Genomic DNA, 20,014 nt, shown 5'->3' on the forward strand with positions numbered 1-20,014 from the left:
TGCCCACGGAAAGCGAAGTATTTTGACGGAGCGGTTACAGTGCACAAATATTAACGTTCGGATTATTCCTGCTTTACTACTCTTTTGTCCCAGCCCCTTTTTAGCAGGGGGAAATTTACAGATCGACTCTCAAAGTACCAAGCGACTTAGCGATTTCCGGATCGTGATAGTCTAAAAAAAGACTTTCACGCGTATCAAGGATAGAAATTAATTCGAGATCGTCCTCGTTCAACTCAAAATCGAAAATGTCCATGTTCTCGATGATCCGTTCTTTGTGCACCGATTTTGGAATCGCAACAACCTTATGCTGAATTAGCCAGCGCAACACTACCTGTGCGACAGATTTGTTGTGTTTTTTTGCAATAGAGCTTAGCACTTCGTTACGGAATAGGTTGTTGCGACCTTCTGCGAATGGCCCCCATGATTGATGCTGCACTCCATGCTCTTTCATAAAAGCTGCACTCTCCATCTGCTGGTAGAATGGATGTGTTTCTATCTGGTTGATGGCGGGTACGACTTCGTTATGCACGATGAGATCCATCAGACGGTCTGGCAGAAAGTTACTGACACCGATCGCCATGATCTTGCCTTCCTTGTAAAGCTCTTCCATTGCTCGCCAAGCGCCATAATAGTCTCCGAACGGCTGGTGAATGAGATATAAGTCGAGATAGTCAAGCTGTAGCTTTTTCAACGATTTGGAGAAGGCCAGTTTAGCACTCTCATAGTCAGCATCCTGAACCCAAAGCTTGGTCGTGATGAACAGCTCCTCACGTGGCACACCGCTACGCTTGATTGCACGTCCGACCGCTTCCTCATTCAGGTAACCAGCTGCAGTGTCAATCAGGCGGTAGCCAGCCATTAGCGCTTCATATACCGCGTTCTCGCACTCCTCTGCATCTGGAATTTGATAGACTCCGAAGCCAATGATCGGCATTTTGACTCCATTGTTTAAAGTGACAGTTTTCATTGTCATCCCTCCTATTGTTTGTGATACGGCAAACAGCAGAAAATCCCGGAAAATGAACACAACATAAGGGATTGCGCTTACAGCCGATTCACATTACAATAAGTTTACCGACTTCGTGTTACACGAAGTCAAGTCGTTTCAACCCATTTTTTTCTTGAGGAGGATGACACATGTATACGGTCAAAGAAGCCTCCCTAATAACGGGACTTACCGAGCACGCGGTGCGCTATTATACGGATAAAGGCTTGGTGCCAAGTGTGCAGCGCAATAAAAACAATATTCGGATGTTCGACGAAGAATCGATCAACTGGCTATATGGCGCCAAGTGCCTCAAACAGACAGGGATGCCAATTAAAGTGATTAAAATGTATGTCGACCTCTGCCTTGAAGGAGATTCTACAGTCCAAGAACGCTGTGCCCTAATGATGGAGTATAGAGAAGCCGCACTCACTCAGCTCGAAGATGCCAAACGTCGTGTGGATCATCTAGAACAGAAAGCTGCTCAATATCAGGCCATCTTGGAGCAACGCGCTCCAGACACGACTAATCCCGCTAACTGGCATAAAATTGAGAAACAAGTGTAGCAGTCAAAAAGCAACCATAGATCGCACGTTGAGACGTCGATGTATTGCTTATCTCTTTCTGTATGCCTCCACAAAAAATTGGCTAAATGGAGTCCTGTATTTTGTCTCCATTTAGCCAATTCGTTGCTTTAATAAAATTCGAACATTAAGGGTTGTTAGCACCCTTACCATTTAATCTTCGTTTAAATAATTATCATATGCTTCTTGATTAATTTCCACATATCTATCAATTCCGAGAGATTCTAGACCCTTCACATAGTCATCCCAATCATCCTCTAAGCTTAATTCACCTGTTATAAATTGGGTGGCACTTTGCTCGACATTATCTAAAATATTTGTTTCCAACGTGGAATATTCATCTTGAACTTCTTCAGGATACCATGCTGCCCAGAATGGAAAGGTTTCTTCTGGTTCCTTACCTTCATATAGATAGGTTGCTTCCTGAAGTCTTCGTTCATACCCCTCATCTGTATAGATATCCTCAGCTTGAACTTGTCCATCCCGGAACTCTCTCGGTTGGTAATACTGTGCCGCGGCGGACCAGTTATTATTGGTAGGTTCTTCAGGATGCAACAATTTCACATTTGGTTCCACATCTTCATTAATTGCCACATCACTCTCTTCAGGAGTCACCCAATCTTCTCCTTCTACTCCTAGGTGAGCACGGACCATTCCGTCTATAGTAAACATATAATCCAATAGTTTAATAGCTTTGACTTGAGTCTTTTCACTCGCCTTATTCGTAATGGCAAAAGTAGCACCATTAGTTACTGGATAATTGTACGTAGCATATTGATGATTTGGACCCTGCAAAGGAGCAATAGGATTATAGGCATACTGATTTTCATTATCTACGAATTCCCATGGATGCTGAGCAGCAGCAGCACCTAAAATAACATTGTCAGCATTATTTCCCAACTGAATAAAAGCATCACGATTTTGTGTGAACGCACCAGAGTCAATGAGTCCTTCTTCATACAAGGAATGAATATATTCTAAGCCTTCTCGCCACTCTGGTGTATTAGCTGCAAAACTAACTTCCCCATTTTTAACGAGTAATCTAGTTTGTGCATCGTCATATACAAAACCATTCATTAAAATAGGAATGATAGAATGATTAGGTGAAGCTGCAGAACCACTGAGCGGTAGTTCATCTTCTTTCCCGTTTCCATTAGGATCCTGTTCCTTAAAGGCAGTTAATACCTCTTTCAGCTCCTCGTGATTGGAAGGGATATCTAAATTTAATTTTTCTAACCAGTCAGTGTTTAACCACAACTTATTCGGCCAGGTACAATGAAAACATTCTTCTAATCCTGGGATGCCATAAATATTTCCGTCGGGAGCGGTAGCAATCTTACGAAAGGAGTCCCGTTCATCCAAAACCTTAGATAAATTGGGTGCGTGCTCCTCAATCAAATCATTTATAGGAATTAATGCTCCTTGTTCTCCATACTTTAATAATTCACTAGGCTCAAATTTATCTACCCAATCGACTAAAAAAAACACATCTGGATAATCTCCGCTAGCTAATGAAATTTGTCTTTTCTCCTTGGCGGACGAAGAATCATAAGATGTTTTTTGAAACTCAAAATGGATGTCAAATTCATCTTTGGCGAATTCAGTGAAAGAATTGGTCTCTAAATCCATTTCCCCATTTTCTGCAATAAATACGGACATATTTGTGGAACCATCCGAATTTTCCACTTCCTCACTTGCTTCTTCACCTGAGTCACAGGCACTTACGATGATCATTAGGAACATAAATAGTAACAAAGCGCGAAAATGCTTCTGTTTCATTCTAATTTCCTCCCTTTAATTAAAATAGTGACAAAAAACGAATTACGTATCACCCCCTTTCTTAGTCAGAATCCGAATTATCCTTTAACAGAGCCGAGTAGCATGCCTTGCACAAAATATTTCTGTGCAAATGGATAAATGATCAACACTGGAATACTAGATCCTGTTATTTGCCAAGCGTCAGACCAAACGAATATTGATCTAAACATATCGCTTTGTCCTCCTATAAGTTCTATCAAATTATTCACTATTCCGGTTCTTGGTGATAACATCAATATAATCATAGAGACAATCACAACAGTGGAGATAAAATAAGGTGCATATGTAAACATTTGAACGGATCGTTTAAAAATACCATCTTTTATTTCATTCAAGGCTAGTGCTAATAGTACGGGAAGTGGAAAAGTTATAGTTATCTGATAAATACTTAGAAGAAAGGTATTCTTAATCAAGTCCCAGGCTACTGGGTTATTAAAAAAATTCTCAAAATGCTTCCAACCAACCCAAGGACTTCCTAAAATACCTTGAACGACATTGTATTCTTTAAAAGCAATGACCGCACCAAGCATAGGTACATATTTGAAAATGATGAAATACAATACAGGCAGTATCATTAGAATATATAATTGTCAGTGCCTTTGGAAACTTTTTATGGCAGGATGACGTTTTACTACCTTAAGGTTTTTCGATTGATTGATAGACTGATCCATTTTTATGCCCTCTTTAAATAAGATTCTTTGATAGTTAACGCTTTCAAAATTAGCATGGATGTTTTACATAGCAAACAGACAATGGAGTTTATGAGGTACAATATCAGAAATTTATTTTTATAGAAAAACGTACATTATTAATGAGAGAGTGCATTTTAGGATTTAGTCCATCTACTTCTATTTAGCCTCTAGTTTTCTTCAACATTTTCTAAAGATTAAAGAAAGTAACGATATATTAATATTTATTTGTTAATATTTGTTTATTTAAATTACTGGAAATGCTGTTTATGTTATGGATTTTTAAGTTGTGTTAGAAAGTTAGAAGATTGCTATGGATGCTTTAGTTGATCATATGTCATTAAAGTAGGAAAACTAGAAGGAGGGTCGTTTTATCAAGCAGATTAGCCCAGAAATTCAAGAATTGACCATCGAATCCTTGGAGAACTTTCTAAAATCATAGCAATTTAAAAGAAATCTTTTGATCCAATACAATGTAAAATAAATATAACTTTTTTATCTGCTAGAGTTCGTACTGAAAATCAAAAATACTATATGGAAGGTGAGATGTATGGCAAAGTTGATCTACTCAATGCTCACTTCGCTGGATGGTTACACGGAGGACGAGCATGGCAAATTTGGCTGGGGTGTTCCCGAAGAAGAGGAGGTGCACTCTTACATTAATGAACTCACGTCGTCAGTCGGTATTTATCTCTACGGGCGAAAGATGTACGAGGTGATGGCTTATTGGGAGACGGCACACAGGATCCCTGACCAACCAGAGTTCGTACTAGACCGGGCACACCAATGGAAGGCTGCTGAGAAAATTGTCTACTCAAGTACCCTTACCGAGCCGCGTAGCGCAAGGACGTTGATCAAGCGGTACTTTGATCCTGAGGAGATCCAGAAGCTCAAGTCTGATGCGGAGTATGACATCACTGTTGATGGTCCTGAACTTGCTTCTCAGGCGATAAAGGCCGGTCTTGTTGACGAGTTCCAGATGATTATGTGCCCCGTGATTGTTGGGGGCGGTAAGCGATTTTTTCCAGCTGGTGTTAGGCAGGAACTGGAACTGATTGAGGATCGCCGGTTTGACAATGGCGTAGTCGTTCTACGGTATGCTGCTCGTAACTGATAAAGACGAAAAATTAAGAAGTTTGAACTTGTACTTAGTCTATTTCCTATCCTAATTTGTTTTTCATGATTTCAATTGTATTGCCTAAACCCACCGTCTGGTGTACTATTATCAGGTGGTTTTATTATTTTATTGTTTGGCATAGCTATTCTTATTTAATCCCGCTAAAAAACAGGAGAAAAGACCTGTTATGGAGATTAATACCTCTACATCAACTATCTTAGTCAACTTTCCTATTTTCTATATGTAAAAACTACAGAGGGTACCACTGAGAAGACGATCCATTAATAGTTTTTAATGGAACTGGTTTCCTACATAAGAGACCTCCCAATTATACTTAAAAAAATTCGAGTATCCGTTTTAAGTCTCTCTTGGGGGACAACCCGAACTTTCTACGGTATTCCCGGCTGAAATGAGACGGACTTTCATAACCTACTTGGAACGCAGCTTCGGCGGCTTCTAGATTTTCTGTTAAAAGTAGTCGACGTGCCTCTTGGAGCCGGATTTGTTTTTGATATTGGATCGGGCTCATGCCTGTAGCTTCCTTGAAATAATGATACAAGGATGAAGAACTCATTCTAGCTTCCTTCGCCAATTCCTCCACTTTCAATGGCTTTCTGTATTCATGGTTCAGCAGCTCAACCACCTTTGCAATTCGTTGATATTGACTGCCAACGAGTGCGAAATGCTTCAGGGTACCATTCTGATCATTCTGAAGAACTCGATATATGATCTCATGATGGATACTGGCCGCAAGTACTGGGATATCCTGTGGAGTCTCTAGCAATTTGATTAGTCGGATAACTGCTTCGAGGAGAGATTCGCTCTTTGGGTTGATTACCAGGCCTCGACCAGAGGAGTGTTTAGGAATTTCTTGATTCATGGATTGAATGACCTCGAACACTTGATTCATGTCAAGCTGTAGATTTACACATAAATAGGGCTTTTCTGGTGTTGCCTTTATGACCTGCCCTGTTATTGGCAAATGAACGGAAGCTGTCAAATAACTTGCTGAATCATATTTATAGCTCTCTTCCCCAAGTATGACTACCTTAGAGCCTTGTGCCACCACACATAATGATGGCTCGTAAACAGAATAAATCGGTTCAGAAACCTGGGATGCACGTACAAGGTGCAAACCTGGAATAGCCGTTTCATGCGTACCATCATTTATAACAAACCTCTCCATTAACTCAGCTAATTCTTTGTCTCGTCTCACGGTAACTCCTCCAACTTTTTCTGTACACGTATCAAGGTATCTTGCTATTTATATTATAGCCTTTTGGAGGATTAGGCAATGATTGTGTATTTCTCAGCTACCTCCCTCTATTCGTATTGAATTAAAATCATTTGTGTTCGCACTATTCAAATATGAAAGGAGATAGTGAAATGGCAAAAGAACATGTAAATTCGCATCCCTATGTCGGCATGTGGGTGACTTCAGATGGATACATTCGTCACGAGTTATTACCAAACGGAAGATACGATGAAGCTCGTGGGGACATCGAAAGTGCTTATCAGGGAAGCTATACTGTCAAAGGCAATCATATCGAGTATCAGGATGATACAGGCTTTACAGCCAATGGTGATTTTGTCAATGGAGTGCTGTACCATGCAGGTATGGTTCTATATCGGGAAGAACTTAGTGAAGGGAGAAAGGAGTGATGTCTGGACTAAATGGAAAAGTTGTTGTTATTACAGGGGCAAGTAGTGGAATTGGCGAAGCAACTGCACGACTACTTGCAAAGAGAGGTGTTCATATTGTAATCGGAGCAAGACGTTTAGAAAAGCTAGAAGCTATAGCATCTGCTATTCGTACAGAAGGTGGTTCTGTGATCGTTCAACAGCTCGACGTGACAGACCTTAAACAGATGCAGGCAATCATAGATGTAGCCGAAAGCCACTTTGGAGGAATCGATGCAATAGTGAACAATGCTGGTGTGATGCCACTCTCTCCGATGGATGCCTTAAAAACAGAGGAATGGAACCAGATGATTGATGTCAATATTCGCGGTGTTCTTAATGGAATTGCAGCAGGTATACCTATTATGAAAAAACAAGGCTTTGGGCATTTCCTTAACTTAGCATCTATTGGTGCTTACGAGGTATCCCCGACAGCGGCTGTTTACTGTGCTACCAAGTTTGCCGTTCGGGCAATTACAGATGGATTACGGCAAGAGATGGCGGGGCAAGGCGTTCGAGTGACTCTCGTAGCTCCAGGAGTAACAGAATCAGAATTAGCTGGGAGCATAACAGACAATGAGGCAAAAGAGCTCATGAAAGAATATCGGCGCATTGCTCTCCCAGCTTCGGCTATTGCCCATGCAATCGCCTATGCTATTGAGCAACCGACTAATGTCGATGTGAATGAAATGGTGATTAGACCAGTAGTTTAGATTGACTTAAAGAACAATTCAGTTATCTCCGGTACGGTGGCAAGGTCTATGAGACCTAATGGACCACCGAGCAAGGCAAATCGGTGGCACCGTCGCCTGCTGGGTTAGATTTTCTACGGTTGCCAGAAGTTCTGGGGGAATCGCCAGAGGGTTGACCGTAGACGCTCTGGCACCGCTCAAAGCTGATTAAACCTCTGTTTTCCTTAAACGTTCTCTAAAGATTTAAGAAAATGTAACAATAAATTAAAATTCATTTGTTAAAATTTGCTGAAAGGAGATCTGAAATGTAAAAACTATAGGGAGGATACTAATGAAAAGACGACCCATTATTCTATTATTATTTGTAGTAATGATAACTGCTTTATTGACAGATGATGTAAATGCAAAAGCAGAAAGTAGTAATAGAAAAGCAACTATTCTATACTTTAATGATGCCCATGAGGTGAGTCCAGTTGTCAACGATTATGGAGATCGGGGTGGAGTGGCGAGGCTTAAAACAGCTATTGACGAGGTCCGTAAAAAGAATAAGCATACACTCGTAGCATTTGGTGGTGACTTAGGTGGAGGAACCTTATTTGGCGGTGTATATCAAGGGTTTCCGATGGTAGAAGCTTTCAATCGAATAGATATTGATATAGCCAATTTTGGACAGCATGATTTTGATTTCGGTTCTGAAGTGACGAAAGATTTAGTTAAGACATCAGCATTTCCGTGGATTTCTTCTAATTTAGTAGATCCAGAAGGAAACCCATTTGCCGACGTAGCCACCTATAAAATCTTTAATAAGCGGGGAATTAAAATTGGCATCATTGGACTTACGGATGATATGAATACCACAACAGTGGATGATCAAGTAAAACAGCAGGATATGATTCAGTCCGCAAAAAATGCTATTGCCAAGATGAAGAAAGCGAAAAAAGTCGATGTTATCATTGCCTTAACACAGGAAAGCCTGGAAAAAGACAAACAATTATTAGCAGCAGTTCCTGAAATAGACGCGGTCTTCACCGAAGAAAAGGCGGAAAATCAATCTTTTATCCATGAATGGAATGATCGATATATTTTTGCCCCAGAAGGCAATATTGGCTCAATTATCCAGTTGGATATTAGTAAAAAAGGAAAAAATATTCGCTTAACACCTAAAATCATTAAAGTCGATCACACGGTGCCGGAGGACCCGGAATTAAAGGCTTTTGCAGCTTACTATCAGGAAAAATTGGAAAAGGATTTAGGCCAACCCATTGCCCAAGTAGGAATACCACTCATCTATGGGGAAAACCATGAGTCAAGGTATCAAGAAACGAATATTGGTAATTTCATTGCGGATAGCTATCGTTCCTATTTCAAAGCAGACATTGGGCTAATGAATGGTGGTGGAATTCGTGCGAGCGTACCGGCAGGAAAATTTACATTGCGTGATGCTTATTCCATCCTTCCATTTCGGAATAAGGTGATTTTGGCTTCTGTTACAGGAGAAACGATTCGAACAGCTCTAGAACACGGAGTATCCAATGTAGAAAATCTGGGTGGCGGTTTTTTACAGGTTTCTGGAATCACCTATTCTTATGATCGGAGTAACCCGAAAGGAATGAGGGTTGATCATATTTTAGTAAATAACCAACCACTTGAGCTACAAAAAAATTATACAGTCGCAATGCCTCATTATATTTTTAATGGTGGAGATGGATTTACGATGTTCGATCCGAATAAGCTAATGGTTGAAGAAACAAATGCTCGTACCGATGCGGAAGTGTTAATAGAGTACGCTAAAAATATAGGGGTCATCCATGAGACAATAGAAGGAAGGATTACGGTATTGGTAGACTAAGCTGTTTGCTTTCTATACAACATATATACTACCTGTGAGTAGTACCTTATTTAATGATTATGGAAACCCCAGGATATGCCAGGGGTTTCAGAAAGTTTTAGAGTGGTGACTTTTTTCCATTACACTCTTTAAATTATTATATATAGATTGGGATACCTTGACTTTCGAATAGTGCTACATCTAAATGTTCTTGCTATTTTCAAACCTTTTATATACAAGCGCCAGCAACATGGCAGGAATAGTACACAAAATCATCCCAATAAAGGATAGCTTCGGCTCGATCTCATACAAATATCCACCTAGAATCGTGAAAACAGCTGTGCTCCAGCTAAGGGCTAACGCGGAATAAACACCTTGTGCCTTTGGTATTTGTCGATGTGGAATGTTCTTAATTAAGTATTTCATAAAAGCATAATGTGCCATCGCGAACGATAATGCGTGCAATGTTTGGGCAATAGCGAATATGATTACATTCGGAAAGACAAAAACTAAAATCCACCGCGCAGATGAACCAATAGCTGAAATTGTCAGTAAGGCGCCAATCGAAAATTGATTAAATTTTTTATCGGCTATCGAGAAAAAGACAATTTCCGCAATTACGGCAATATTAATGATAAAACCAATCAAGTAGGTAGGTGCCTGAATCTCTTGTAAAAAAATATAGCCATAATTGTAATAAGTAGCATGTGATGCTTGTAATAAAATGACAATAACCAGAACTAGACGGAAATGCTTGATACGGAATAATTGAAATAGCCCTTCTTTTTTAGGTTGGTCCATTGGTGGCTTTTCGGATAAAATCATCGGCGTTTGTACAAAACCAAGGCTTACAAATCCGATGACACCACATAATAGTGACCAAAAAATGATTTCGTCTCCATATAAGCCTGTAAAAATGGTGATAATCATGCCGATGGAGACAAAGCCAATTGATCCCCATTGTCGACTTCTGCCATAATGTTTTAATTGTTTACTCTGCACCAGAACACCAGCAACACTATCTAAGGCAGGCATTAATGTTGGGTAAAACAGGTGTAGGGCGCTAGTAGCGATTAATAAACTGGTAAACGAATTTGCCGGTATGTAACAGACAATCGCCACAAGTGTTCCAATCCCCATTATACTCAGTAGTCTTTTACTACTAACCCTTGCAGATAGATAAGGAAAGGCAAATAAAGTAGAAACTCCCCTGACTACCAATCCTAAGCTCATGATCAAGCTAGCTTCTGAGACGGAAATCCCTTTTGTATCAATCATCCAACCTGACCAGTAGGGTAGAAAAATCCCCCATGTCAAAAAGAAGCTAAAAAAATGTATACTCATCCAGCGTTGTGTGCTCATTTCATGTCCCCCTCATAGATTGCATGATATCATGGAGATAGAATGAAGTAATAGGAGATATCTCATATTTTGAGGTGAAGGTATGGAAATTTATAAAAATAAAAAGAAAAAGATCTATTTGGAAAAGAACTCTATTGCCCATTTATTTTCCTTTCCCGTGGAGGATTTTATCGAAGTCCGTGAGTATCAACGGAATGATTGGATTATTCAAGAAGGTAGGAGACCAGATTATCTCTTTTACGTTATCGAGGGAAAAGCAAAAATATATATAACCCATCAAAATGGCAAGGTATCGTTAATTAATTTCATTAATGCAAAGGAATATATCGGAGAAATGGAATTATTACATGATGTGTATTATACAAAAGGGATTCAAGCATCAACGAAGACGATTTGTTTTGCTATTCCTATTCATTACTATCGCAAACAATTGCTAGAAGACGCGAAATTTCTACGGGAATTATCCAAGTTTTTGAGTGTAAAGGCTTCTATTATGGCAGCTAAATATACTCAAAGTCTAGCATTCCCGCTAGAAAACAGACTTGCGGATTTTATTTTACAAACGGCTGATGGAGGAATCTATAAGGAGAAGCATGTAACAGTTTGTGATTATTTAGGTGTTTCCTATAGGCACTTATTACATGTGCTTACCCAATTTTGTGAGAAGGGATACTTAGAAAAGGAAGGCAGAAACTATCAAATTAAGCAGCATCAATCCTTGCACGAACTTGCTGAGGTATTGAAAAATTAGAGAGGAAAATCGACAAGTATCCCATTTGTCGGTATTCTTCTTCGTCAAGTGTTCCTACCAGGCTAAAACGTCACAATCTCCCGCAGAGCTCTCCTAATAAAGCCCTAATTTCTTGATTCAATAGGTAAAATCCCTGCCGAAGAATATCAGATTTTCACGATAAAAAACCCTTTTACTAGCCTAGTTTTGACAAATTATTTACAAATCTAGTGATAGGATAATAGGTATTACCTATTGATAATAGAAAGGAGAACGACTATGGGAAAAACTAAAAAAGTATTATTCCTGCTATCTTTTCTTGCGCTAGTAGGAGGTCTATCATTCCCTACGATGGCAAGTGCAGAGGATGGGGATGGGGAGTATAACCCAGATCCAACTGCTAAAGAGATAGATGCAGAATTTCGCTCTGAGACAGTAGAAGAGGCTCTGAAGGAAGGAAAGGTAGATTTTAGTAGAGCATTCATACAAGGTAAACAAGCACAAACCCCTTCATCCGTCACACCTGATGATATTGGTGTTTCGAAGCCATGGGTGACGGTGAATAATGTAACAGGACAGTACGTCCTTACCTCTTTCACCCTAAAAGGTGTAGGCGAATATGGGGAGGTGTGGGTATCGAATGAACTGGCGTATCCGGAAGGAGATCCTAGAAATGAGGAAGAATTATCGGTTATTACCGATCAACAGGTTCAATATCTTTTAAATGAATTTGATGAAAAAATCTATGAACAAGAGGTGGAGTTCTTTGCCCCACCAGCTGAGCGAAAGGGAGATAACTCCATGTTCCCTGAATATCATCAGGACGATTCTGGGCGTGTGGTGATCTTAATCGATAATATTAAGGATGAGAATTATTATGACCCGAATTATCCGAGCTATATTGCAGGATATTTTTCTCCAGCTATCAGTGAATTTACCGATCGCAATGTCATGACGATTGATAGCTTTGATTGGGCAAGTCGGACAGGCCCTGATGCGGAACGCCCATTTTTATATGAAGGAACCTTTGCACATGAGTTCCAGCACCTATTACACCATGATAGTGATGGGGCCGAAGAAAACTTTATCAACGAAGGGCTAGCTGACTTTGCTCAATTTTTAGTAGGGTATGGTCATTCCGATTCACATGTCGACTTTTTCATGAATAATCTAAAAAACTCCTTAACCCAATGGGGGGATCAGTCCGATCTACAAATACTAGGTGACTACGGAGTTGCTTACCTTTTTCAGCTTTATCTGAATGAACAATTTGGATCAGAATTTCTTCAGAAGGAATTCAAGCATCCGGAACAAGGTATTGATAGTATTAATGCCGTTCTAGAAGAGATGGGAAGTAAGCGTGATTTTAAGGAAGTCTATCAAGATTTTATGATGGCATTAGTGATAGATGGAAAGTATCAAGGAGATAATAAGACCTACCAATTTCAATCCATAGACTTAGAACCTAATCTAGAAGCAGCAGCAGCGTTAGATAAGATCGCTCCAGCTTGGGGAACTGATATAAAATTTATTACACCGAATAAGAAGATTGATCATTTATATTTTAAAGGGATTGATTTCCTCAGTACTAACTGGGAGGCAGTCAGTGATCCAGATAAGGGTCAGGTCCTCTGGGGGAGTGAAGGGGACCAAGCCGATCATTTTCTTATAAAAGAGCTAGATCTCACTGGCGAAACCAATCCTGTTCTATCCTTTGAAACAAAATATGAAATCGAAGAAAATTGGGACTATGGCGTGGTTCAAGTCTCAACAGATAATGGACAATCATGGACTTCGTTGGCCAATGAACATACAAGTGGTGAGGTAGATGAAAATGGCTATCCAGCAATCAAAGAAAATGTTCCAGGTTTTACTGGAAGCTCAGGTGGCTGGACAACAGAAAGCTTCGACCTATCGGCATATGCTGGTCAAAAGGTTCATCTCGCATTCCGCTACATGACAGACTGGGCTCATAATGAAGAGGGCTGGTACTTAGCCAATTTAAAAATAAATGATAGATTAATAGATACAATGGAATCGACGGAGTCTTTCATGAGCCTAGAGCAAGTAACAGAGGAGTATGTGGATTATCAAGTGCAGTTTATCGGATTTAAGAAAGGGAAGGCAAAAGGAAAAGCGAATCATGTGAAAGTCATTCAATTCCCAAATTTACTCAATATGAAGGAAAAGGATAAGATCGATCTGAAGGATATGTTAAAAAGCGCCCAATATTCTAAGATTTTAATGATGGTTACGTATGCACCTAAACCAGGTAAGGGTGGAAGTGCGGAGTATGATTATGAAGTAGTGATGAAGGGGAAAAGGAGATAGTTAATTTTCTCTTCATTGTAACCAAATATAAAGGAAAAGCCGTCTGGTGCTCACAACACCTAACAGCTTAGTGCAATATTGAAAGAAAATAACCACCTATTTGCTTATCAGGCTTGGTGGTTATTTCTTTTGAAGAAATAATAGTAAGGTTTATTTTCATCCTTCTTGAAATCCAATCTTAGAGGATATGACAGCATACCCAACTCTCTATAAGGATTTCTACATAATTAACGATATAAGTAACGATAGCTGAAAAAACATAAACATATCCTCACAAACCAATATTAATCTAATTTGGAAATAAGAAATTGGATCGATACAATAGATAAGGTTGCTTTTATTACATTATTTTGGGTAGGAGGATATACATAATGAATAAACAAACGAAAAACACTTTTGTTCAAAAGGGTATATTGATCGTTTTAGTTGGTGTCATTGCCCTAGTCTTAGCAGGATGTGGAACAAGTGATACTACTAGTAACGCTTCAGGTGAAACAAAAGAAGAAATCACCGTCGCAGCGGTTCAAGACTATCCCCCATTTGAATATAAAGAAGATGGAGAATTAACAGGTTTTGATGTCGAATTAGTGGAAGCGGTTGCAGATAAGGCGAATCTATCGGTTAAATGGAAAACGATGAAATTTGATGGAATTATCCCGGCGCTTCAAGCTAATCAAGTAGACGCAGCTGTGTCTGCTATTGGAATAAGAGAGGATCGTTTAGAAGTGGTCTATTTCTCTGATCCCTATTTTGAATCTGGTTTATCCTTAATTACTTTAAAAGATAGTACGGTTGAAGAAGAAGCAGATTTAGAAGGAAAAACAATCGTAGCCAAACAAGGAACGTCTAGTTTGAAATTAGCGAATAAGCTAGCAGAAAAATATAATGCAAAAGTCACGAAGCTCCAGGATGATGCGACGATGTATATGGAATTAGAAAATGGTAATGCCGATGCGGTGATCAATGATTATCCTAGTGTTGCTTATAAAATCAATCAAGATGGAGAGGGTTCCAAGCTTCGATTAGTTGGGGATAAGTATCCGAGTGAAGACTACGGAATTGCCATTTCAAAGGGTAGTGAAGAGCTAGTAGACAAAATCAATACTGGTCTTCAGGAGCTAAAGGATAGCGGTGAGTTTGACGAGGTTTATAGCAAGTATTTTGCTGAATAAGAAGTCACCGGAAAAATTTGAACCAACCAAAAGGTGTGGCGGCTTGTCACACCTTTTCTAAGAGAAAGAGGGATACCACGTATGATGGAATCGATAAATATAATTCTTGAGGGATTACCCACCTTGTTAAAAGGGATGGGGATGACAGTAGAAGTAACGGTTATATCACTTATTCTTGCCATGATTATCGGACTGATACTGGGTGTATTTAGTATTACGAAAAGTAAAGTCTTAAGAGCGATTGCCACTGCTTTTGTGGATATCATTCGCGGGACACCATTACTTGTGCAAATCTTATTTATTTACTTCGGTATACCCAGTGTAGTCGATATCAGTCTTACCGCATTTTCTGCAGGTGTGATCGCGATAACAGTTAATGCTACGGCCTATTTAGTCGAAATATTCCGTGCGGGAATTAATTCGATTGATAAAGGGCAAATGGAGGCAGGAAGAACAATCGGGCTTTCTTACGCCCAAACAATGAGGCTGATTATCTTGCCACAAGCTACACGGCGTATGATTCCGGCATTTGTTAATCAATTTATTGTCAGCATTAAGGATACCTCACTCCTTTCCGTGATCGGGTTGGCCGAGCTAACTTTATCTGGACAGTCTATTTACGCGGTTAATTTTCGTGCATTCGAAATACTATTTGCGGTTGGTGTATTATATTTTGTTATTATTTATTCCTTAACCTTATTCTCTCGTTGGCTTGAAAGGAGATTAGATGTCGCATGAAAATGATTGAAATTCAAAATCTTAAAAAATCCTTTGGGGAGTTAGAGGTTCTAAAGGATATTAATATGAGTGTGGATGCACAAGAAGTAGTGTGTGTTATCGGCCCTTCTGGTTCAGGAAAGAGTACCTTATTACGTTGTATGAATCGATTAGAAGAACCTACAGCTGGGGATATTTTTATTGAGGGAGATAATCTGACTTCTTCTAAGACAAATATTAACGAGTTACGCCAGCGGATGGGAATGGTATTTCAACAATTTAATCTCTTCCCACACATGACCGTAATGGAAAACATTACGCTTGGACCGAAACGATTAAAGGGTAAATCTCCAGCAGAAGCAAAGGATTTAGGAATAAAGCTACTCACAAAAGTCGGATTAGTAGACAAGGCGGAGACCTATCCCGATAACTTGTCTGGCGGACAAAAGCAACGGGTAGCAATGGCTCGTGCCCTAGCGATGGAACCTCACATTATGTTATTTGACGAGCCTACCTCCGCTCTCGATCCTGAAATGGTCGGAGAGGTCCTTCAGGTTATGAAGGATTTAGCGGAAGAAGGAATGACGATGATCATCGTGACACATGAAATGGGCTTTGCCAAGGAAGTCGCCGATCGTGTAATTTTTATGGATGAAGGCTTCATTGTAGAACAAGGAACGCCAGATGAATTATTTAACCATCCACAAAACGAGAGAACCCAAGCATTTTTGTCAAAAGTATTATAGCAAAGGAGAAGTGCGCTACCTCAAGAGGTAACGCACTTGATCCACTCTTATAATTCTTCCCCATTCGTAGCAATTACTTGCTTATACCAATCAAAAGAATCCTTCTTGGAACGGTTTAATGTTCCATTTCCGTCATCGTCTTGGTCGACATAGATAAATCCATAACGCTTCGACATTTCTGATGTGGACATACTGATTAAGTCGATTGGCCCCCAAGCTGTATAACCCATTAGGTCCACGCCATCTTTGACAGCTTCCTTCATTTGCTCGATATGTTTTCTTAAATAGTCGATTCGGTAGTCATCATGGATTGATCCATCTTCGTCGACTTTATCAAAGGCACCAAGTCCATTTTCCACAATGAATAATGGCAGGTTATAGCGGTTGTGGAAATCACGAAGCGCTACACGAAGCCCTTTAGGATCGATTTGCCAGCCCCAATCTGAGGTTTCGAGGTATTCATTTTTGACCGCACCTTTAATCATGTTCCCTGCTACCTCGTCATGCTCCCCTTGAGTAGCTACCGTCATCGACATGTAATAGCTGAAGGAAATGAAATCTACGGGATATTGCTTCAAAATTTCATCATCGCCGATTTCTTTTTCAATCGTGATGTTATTTTCCGCAAAGTAGCGATTCATGTAGCTAGGGTATTCGCCTTTTGCATGAACATCGGTAAAGAATAGGTTGAGATCATTCTGATGCTGTGCTTCCAAGATATCATCTGGATTATTCGTATGGGGATATGTCTGCATACGTGCAAGCATACAACCAACTTGTACATCAGGAATAATCTCATGAGCCAATTTCGTAGCGAGTGAACTTGCCACGAATTGATGATGTGCTGCTTGATAGGCAATTTGTTCCTTCGTTTTCCCAGGGACTTTGTCAACTAGAACTCCGCCACCAGTGTAGGGGCTATGTGTGATTACATTGATCTCATTAAAGGTCAACCAGTATTTCACTTTATCTTTATAACGAGTGAAGACTGTTTCGGCATACTTTGTAAAGAAGCCAATCACTCGACGGTCATACCAGCCATTGTATTTACGGGACAACTCAAGTGGTGTTTCATAGTGTGATAAAGTCACCAATGGCTCGATATCATATTTTTTTAGTTCATCGAAGACATTATCGTAAAATTGTAGTCCTGCTTCATTCGGTTCTGCATCATCTCCATTTGGAAAAATACGTGCCCAGTTGATGGAGAGACGGAATACTTTGAAGCCGAGCTCTGCAAATAGCGCGATATCCTCTTTGTAACGGTGATAGAAGTCGATGCCGTCCCTTTTCGGGTAGCGGTCGTTTACTTTACCTGCTAAGACATCTTCCATATAGTCTGCGGTCACATCCATGGAGAAATTGTGGATGCCTCGCTCTTCTTTCGGAATATACTTTACCATATCGGCTGTGGAAAGGCCTTTTCCATCCTCATTATAGGCTCCCTCTACTTGATTGGCAGCTGTAGCACCACCCCATAAAAATTCAGGCTTGAAACCTTTGATTGCTTTTGTCATGAAATGTCACTCCTTTTATATAATTGGAGAGCACGCAAAACATGCCCCCCATTGTTCCTTATTTGACAAGGGATAATAAATGTTCTCCTTCGAAAATAGGACCATCTGCATTAATTGGTAAAACATCCAAGTACTCAGCTGTGTTGGTTACGACAATCATCGTCACGGTTTCGATCTCTTTTTGGCGGATTGCTTCACGGTCGAATTCTACTAATGGTTGTCCGACCTCGACGCGATCGCCTTCTTTAATCAATCCGTTAAAATGCGCTCCTTTTAAGGAAACTGTATCGATTCCTATGTGAATAAGAATTTCCTCGCCATGATCCCCTTTAAGCCCGATCGCATGCTGCGACTCTGGGAAAACCATGATTGTACCCGCAATTGGTGCAACTACTCGATCTTCTTCTGGCTCAATTGCAATTCCTTTTCCCATAATTTCTTGTGAAAAGGTCTGGTCAGATACTTCCGCTAGTGGCACAATGGTCCCTTTTAAAGGAGATTGAACCATGATTTCTTTTCCAGTTGCTTCTGTTGTAGTTTCTTTTGCTTTGGCTACCTCTTCCTTAGGCTGTGTACTTGCTGTAGTATCTTCTTCTATATCCTTAAAGCGGAAGATGAGTACTAGAATAAATGGTAGTACAATAGCAAGAGCAAATAGGACAATCGATACGATGAGACTTGCTGATTCTCCAGCTGGATCTGCGAAGACTGGTAGGGCAAAGATACCGATAATACCACTCATTGTATATGCCTTTAATCCGTACCATCCTGCGATAGCACCGAGAATACCTGCGGAGACTAAGGCTAAAACGAATGGTTTCTTCAGCTTCATGTTCACCCCGTACATCGCTGGTTCGGTAATACCGATAGCTGCAGAGATACCACTAGATAGACCAAGCTGCTTCATTTGTCTGTTTTTCGAAATGACAGCAACCCCTAATGCTGCACCAGCCTGGGCTGCGTTACTAATAAGCATCATCGGCATGACCATATTGTCATAGCCTAAGGTCGCTAAGCTTGTAATCGCAATTGGTGCAAAGGCATAGTGCATTCCTGTCATAATAATCAATGGCATAAATCCTGCTAGTAATAGACCTGCAAATAAGCCAGAGAATTCGAATAACCAGTTGAAAATGTCAGAGACAAAGTTACCAATGTTCGTTCCTAATGGTCCAATCAGCCATAGGGATAGTGGAAGAACAATTAAAAAGGCAATCATTGGTGCGAACATTAGCTGAATTGCAGACGGAATGACTTTTTTTACGAGATCATAGACGTATTTTAATAAAATGACACTTAAAATAACTGGAATAACACTTGTATCATAATTTAATAGAGGAATATTAATAATTCCTAGCCCTAAGAAATCTAGTGTATCAGGACCGCCACCTTCTATTGCATTAAATGCTTCGATTAAGCTTGGATACATTAGGGTACCTGCAACAATCAGTGCGAGGTATTCATTTGTACGCATTTTTCTTGCAGTGGAAACCGCAAGGAAGAACGGTAGAAAGTAAAATACACTATCTCCAATGGCGTTTAATACCATGTACGTATCGCTTTCCGTTGTCAGCCAACCGACCGTTGTAAATAATGCTAGAAACCCTTTTAATAGACCTGCTCCTGCAAGTGCTGGTAGGATCGGGGTGAAAATGCCAGATATAAAATCCATCACTAAGGAAACAACACTTTGTTTCTGCCCTGATTTTTTCCCGTCCCCACTTCCAGCGCCTCCGACTAATGGTTCTACCTCGGCAAATACATCGGATACATGATTTCCAATAATGACCTGGAACTGATCTCCGGAAAATTGTGCACCCATTACGCCGTTAATTTTTTTAATTTCCTCAATTTCTACTTTGTCTTTGTCATTTAGGTTAAAGCGAAGCCGTGTGACACAATGCCATGCTTGATTTACATTTTTCGCTCCGCCGATTTTTTCGACCACCTGTTGTGCGGTCTCTTTATGTGAAGCCATTGTTTTTCCTCCTTATGTTAGTTATTTTTTAGGTTTTGTTTGCTAGCAAAAAAAATACCCAAATAGGA

17 protein-coding genes are annotated in these 20,014 nt (G+C 40.0%); 10 read left to right on the plus strand and 7 right to left on the minus strand.

What is annotated here, in order from left to right; genetic code table 11:
* Nucleotides 1-115: 115 nt before the first annotated feature.
* Nucleotides 116-967, minus strand: a complete 852-nt coding sequence (locus ACZ5N5_RS06345; RefSeq protein ID WP_464373474.1) for an aldo/keto reductase — start codon at nucleotides 965-967, stop codon at nucleotides 116-118.
* 170 nt (nucleotides 968-1,137) lie between these two features.
* Between ACZ5N5_RS06345 and ACZ5N5_RS06350 the strand changes: the two genes are divergently transcribed.
* Complete coding sequence (locus tag ACZ5N5_RS06350) at nucleotides 1,138-1,551, plus strand: MerR family transcriptional regulator (RefSeq protein ID WP_054789033.1); 414 nt, start codon at nucleotides 1,138-1,140, stop codon at nucleotides 1,549-1,551.
* Nucleotides 1,552-1,722: 171 nt separating this feature from the next.
* On the opposite strand, the gene ACZ5N5_RS06355 is transcribed toward ACZ5N5_RS06350, so the two are convergent.
* A complete protein-coding gene (locus ACZ5N5_RS06355; protein ID WP_464373475.1) occupies nucleotides 1,723-3,348 on the minus strand; it encodes a type 2 periplasmic-binding domain-containing protein in 1,626 nt (541 codons plus the stop codon).
* Between the two features lie 77 nt (nucleotides 3,349-3,425).
* Nucleotides 3,426-3,962, minus strand: coding sequence for a hypothetical protein (locus ACZ5N5_RS06360; protein WP_464373476.1), 537 nt, complete (start codon nucleotides 3,960-3,962; stop codon nucleotides 3,426-3,428).
* A 664-nt stretch (nucleotides 3,963-4,626) separates the two neighbouring features.
* Between ACZ5N5_RS06360 and ACZ5N5_RS06365 the strand changes: the two genes are divergently transcribed.
* Complete coding sequence (locus ACZ5N5_RS06365; RefSeq protein ID WP_464373477.1) at nucleotides 4,627-5,190, plus strand: dihydrofolate reductase family protein; 564 nt, start codon at nucleotides 4,627-4,629, stop codon at nucleotides 5,188-5,190.
* Nucleotides 5,191-5,527: 337 nt separating this feature from the next.
* Here the strand turns inward: ACZ5N5_RS06365 and ACZ5N5_RS06370 are convergent, their stop codons facing one another.
* On the minus strand, nucleotides 5,528-6,409 hold the full coding sequence (locus ACZ5N5_RS06370; RefSeq protein ID WP_245902248.1) for an AraC family transcriptional regulator: 882 nt from the start codon (nucleotides 6,407-6,409) through the stop codon (nucleotides 5,528-5,530).
* A 170-nt stretch (nucleotides 6,410-6,579) separates the two neighbouring features.
* Here ACZ5N5_RS06370 and ACZ5N5_RS06375 point away from each other — a divergent pair, with 170 nt between their 5' ends.
* The 3 genes from ACZ5N5_RS06375 to ACZ5N5_RS06385 all read left to right on the plus strand — a co-directional run bounded on the left by ACZ5N5_RS06375 (nucleotide 6,580) and on the right by ACZ5N5_RS06385 (nucleotide 9,414).
* Nucleotides 6,580-6,855, plus strand: coding sequence for an Atu4866 domain-containing protein (locus ACZ5N5_RS06375; RefSeq protein ID WP_464373478.1), 276 nt, complete (start codon nucleotides 6,580-6,582; stop codon nucleotides 6,853-6,855).
* A complete protein-coding gene (locus ACZ5N5_RS06380) occupies nucleotides 6,855-7,586 on the plus strand; it encodes an SDR family oxidoreductase (protein WP_054789031.1) in 732 nt (243 codons plus the stop codon). Before ACZ5N5_RS06375 ends, ACZ5N5_RS06380 begins: the two co-directional genes overlap by 1 nt.
* A gap of 310 nt (nucleotides 7,587-7,896) precedes the next feature.
* The gene (locus ACZ5N5_RS06385; RefSeq protein ID WP_464373479.1) at nucleotides 7,897-9,414 is read left to right on the plus strand and encodes a bifunctional metallophosphatase/5'-nucleotidase; all 1,518 of its coding nucleotides are present in this window, start codon (nucleotides 7,897-7,899) and stop codon (nucleotides 9,412-9,414) included.
* Nucleotides 9,415-9,594: 180 nt separating this feature from the next.
* On the opposite strand, the gene ACZ5N5_RS06390 is transcribed toward ACZ5N5_RS06385, so the two are convergent.
* Nucleotides 9,595-10,755 (minus strand): MFS transporter, encoded by a 1,161-nt coding sequence (locus ACZ5N5_RS06390; protein ID WP_109983286.1) that lies wholly within the window; start codon nucleotides 10,753-10,755, stop codon nucleotides 9,595-9,597.
* Between the two features lie 82 nt (nucleotides 10,756-10,837).
* On the opposite strand from ACZ5N5_RS06390, the gene yeiL reads away from it, so the two are divergent.
* The 5 genes from yeiL to ACZ5N5_RS06415 all read left to right on the plus strand — a co-directional run bounded on the left by yeiL (nucleotide 10,838) and on the right by ACZ5N5_RS06415 (nucleotide 16,451).
* A complete protein-coding gene (gene yeiL / locus ACZ5N5_RS06395) occupies nucleotides 10,838-11,506 on the plus strand; it encodes a transcriptional regulator YeiL (protein ID WP_054789027.1) in 669 nt (222 codons plus the stop codon).
* A gap of 258 nt (nucleotides 11,507-11,764) precedes the next feature.
* Nucleotides 11,765-13,816, plus strand: a complete 2,052-nt coding sequence (locus tag ACZ5N5_RS06400; RefSeq protein ID WP_464373480.1) for a choice-of-anchor J domain-containing protein — start codon at nucleotides 11,765-11,767, stop codon at nucleotides 13,814-13,816.
* Nucleotides 13,817-14,187: 371 nt separating this feature from the next.
* Nucleotides 14,188-14,988: a basic amino acid ABC transporter substrate-binding protein gene (locus ACZ5N5_RS06405; RefSeq protein ID WP_054789023.1), complete on the plus strand. Its 801-nt coding sequence runs from the start codon at nucleotides 14,188-14,190 to the stop codon at nucleotides 14,986-14,988.
* Between the two features lie 81 nt (nucleotides 14,989-15,069).
* Complete coding sequence (locus ACZ5N5_RS06410) at nucleotides 15,070-15,726, plus strand: amino acid ABC transporter permease (protein ID WP_054789022.1); 657 nt, start codon at nucleotides 15,070-15,072, stop codon at nucleotides 15,724-15,726.
* A 2-nt stretch (nucleotides 15,727-15,728) separates the two neighbouring features.
* On the plus strand, nucleotides 15,729-16,451 hold the full coding sequence (locus ACZ5N5_RS06415) for an amino acid ABC transporter ATP-binding protein (RefSeq protein WP_464373756.1): 723 nt from the start codon (nucleotides 15,729-15,731) through the stop codon (nucleotides 16,449-16,451).
* 47 nt (nucleotides 16,452-16,498) lie between these two features.
* Here the strand turns inward: ACZ5N5_RS06415 and ACZ5N5_RS06420 are convergent, their stop codons facing one another.
* Nucleotides 16,499-17,968: a glycoside hydrolase family 1 protein gene (locus ACZ5N5_RS06420; RefSeq protein ID WP_464373481.1), complete on the minus strand. Its 1,470-nt coding sequence runs from the start codon at nucleotides 17,966-17,968 to the stop codon at nucleotides 16,499-16,501.
* Between the two features lie 58 nt (nucleotides 17,969-18,026).
* Nucleotides 18,027-19,946, minus strand: a complete 1,920-nt coding sequence (locus ACZ5N5_RS06425; RefSeq protein WP_464373482.1) for a beta-glucoside-specific PTS transporter subunit IIABC — start codon at nucleotides 19,944-19,946, stop codon at nucleotides 18,027-18,029.
* Between the last annotated feature and the right edge of the window lie 68 nt (nucleotides 19,947-20,014).

It is taken from the genome of Gracilibacillus sp. JCM 18966 (assembly GCF_055392695.1).

What these genes read in the sequence shown, in the direction of transcription:
- ACZ5N5_RS06345 (WP_464373474.1), bottom strand. Translation starts at nt 967, where the DNA reads ATGAAAACTGTCACTTTAAACAATGGAGTCAAAATGCCGATCATTGGC.
- ACZ5N5_RS06350 (WP_054789033.1), top strand. Translation starts at nt 1,138, where the DNA reads ATGTATACGGTCAAAGAAGCCTCCCTAATAACGGGACTTACCGAGCAC.
- ACZ5N5_RS06355 (WP_464373475.1), bottom strand. Translation starts at nt 3,348, where the DNA reads ATGAAACAGAAGCATTTTCGCGCTTTGTTACTATTTATGTTCCTAATG.
- ACZ5N5_RS06360 (WP_464373476.1), bottom strand. Translation starts at nt 3,962, where the DNA reads ATGATACTGCCTGTATTGTATTTCATCATTTTCAAATATGTACCTATG.
- ACZ5N5_RS06365 (WP_464373477.1), top strand. Translation starts at nt 4,627, where the DNA reads ATGGCAAAGTTGATCTACTCAATGCTCACTTCGCTGGATGGTTACACG.
- ACZ5N5_RS06375 (WP_464373478.1), top strand. Translation starts at nt 6,580, where the DNA reads ATGGCAAAAGAACATGTAAATTCGCATCCCTATGTCGGCATGTGGGTG.
- ACZ5N5_RS06380 (WP_054789031.1), top strand. Translation starts at nt 6,855, where the DNA reads ATGTCTGGACTAAATGGAAAAGTTGTTGTTATTACAGGGGCAAGTAGT.
- ACZ5N5_RS06385 (WP_464373479.1), top strand. Translation starts at nt 7,897, where the DNA reads ATGAAAAGACGACCCATTATTCTATTATTATTTGTAGTAATGATAACT.
- ACZ5N5_RS06390 (WP_109983286.1), bottom strand. Translation starts at nt 10,755, where the DNA reads ATGAGCACACAACGCTGGATGAGTATACATTTTTTTAGCTTCTTTTTG.
- yeiL (WP_054789027.1), top strand. Translation starts at nt 10,838, where the DNA reads ATGGAAATTTATAAAAATAAAAAGAAAAAGATCTATTTGGAAAAGAAC.
- ACZ5N5_RS06400 (WP_464373480.1), top strand. Translation starts at nt 11,765, where the DNA reads ATGGGAAAAACTAAAAAAGTATTATTCCTGCTATCTTTTCTTGCGCTA.
- ACZ5N5_RS06405 (WP_054789023.1), top strand. Translation starts at nt 14,188, where the DNA reads ATGAATAAACAAACGAAAAACACTTTTGTTCAAAAGGGTATATTGATC.
- ACZ5N5_RS06410 (WP_054789022.1), top strand. Translation starts at nt 15,070, where the DNA reads ATGATGGAATCGATAAATATAATTCTTGAGGGATTACCCACCTTGTTA.
- ACZ5N5_RS06415 (WP_464373756.1), top strand. Translation starts at nt 15,729, where the DNA reads ATGATTGAAATTCAAAATCTTAAAAAATCCTTTGGGGAGTTAGAGGTT.
- ACZ5N5_RS06420 (WP_464373481.1), bottom strand. Translation starts at nt 17,968, where the DNA reads ATGACAAAAGCAATCAAAGGTTTCAAGCCTGAATTTTTATGGGGTGGT.
- ACZ5N5_RS06425 (WP_464373482.1), bottom strand. Translation starts at nt 19,946, where the DNA reads ATGGCTTCACATAAAGAGACCGCACAACAGGTGGTCGAAAAAATCGGC.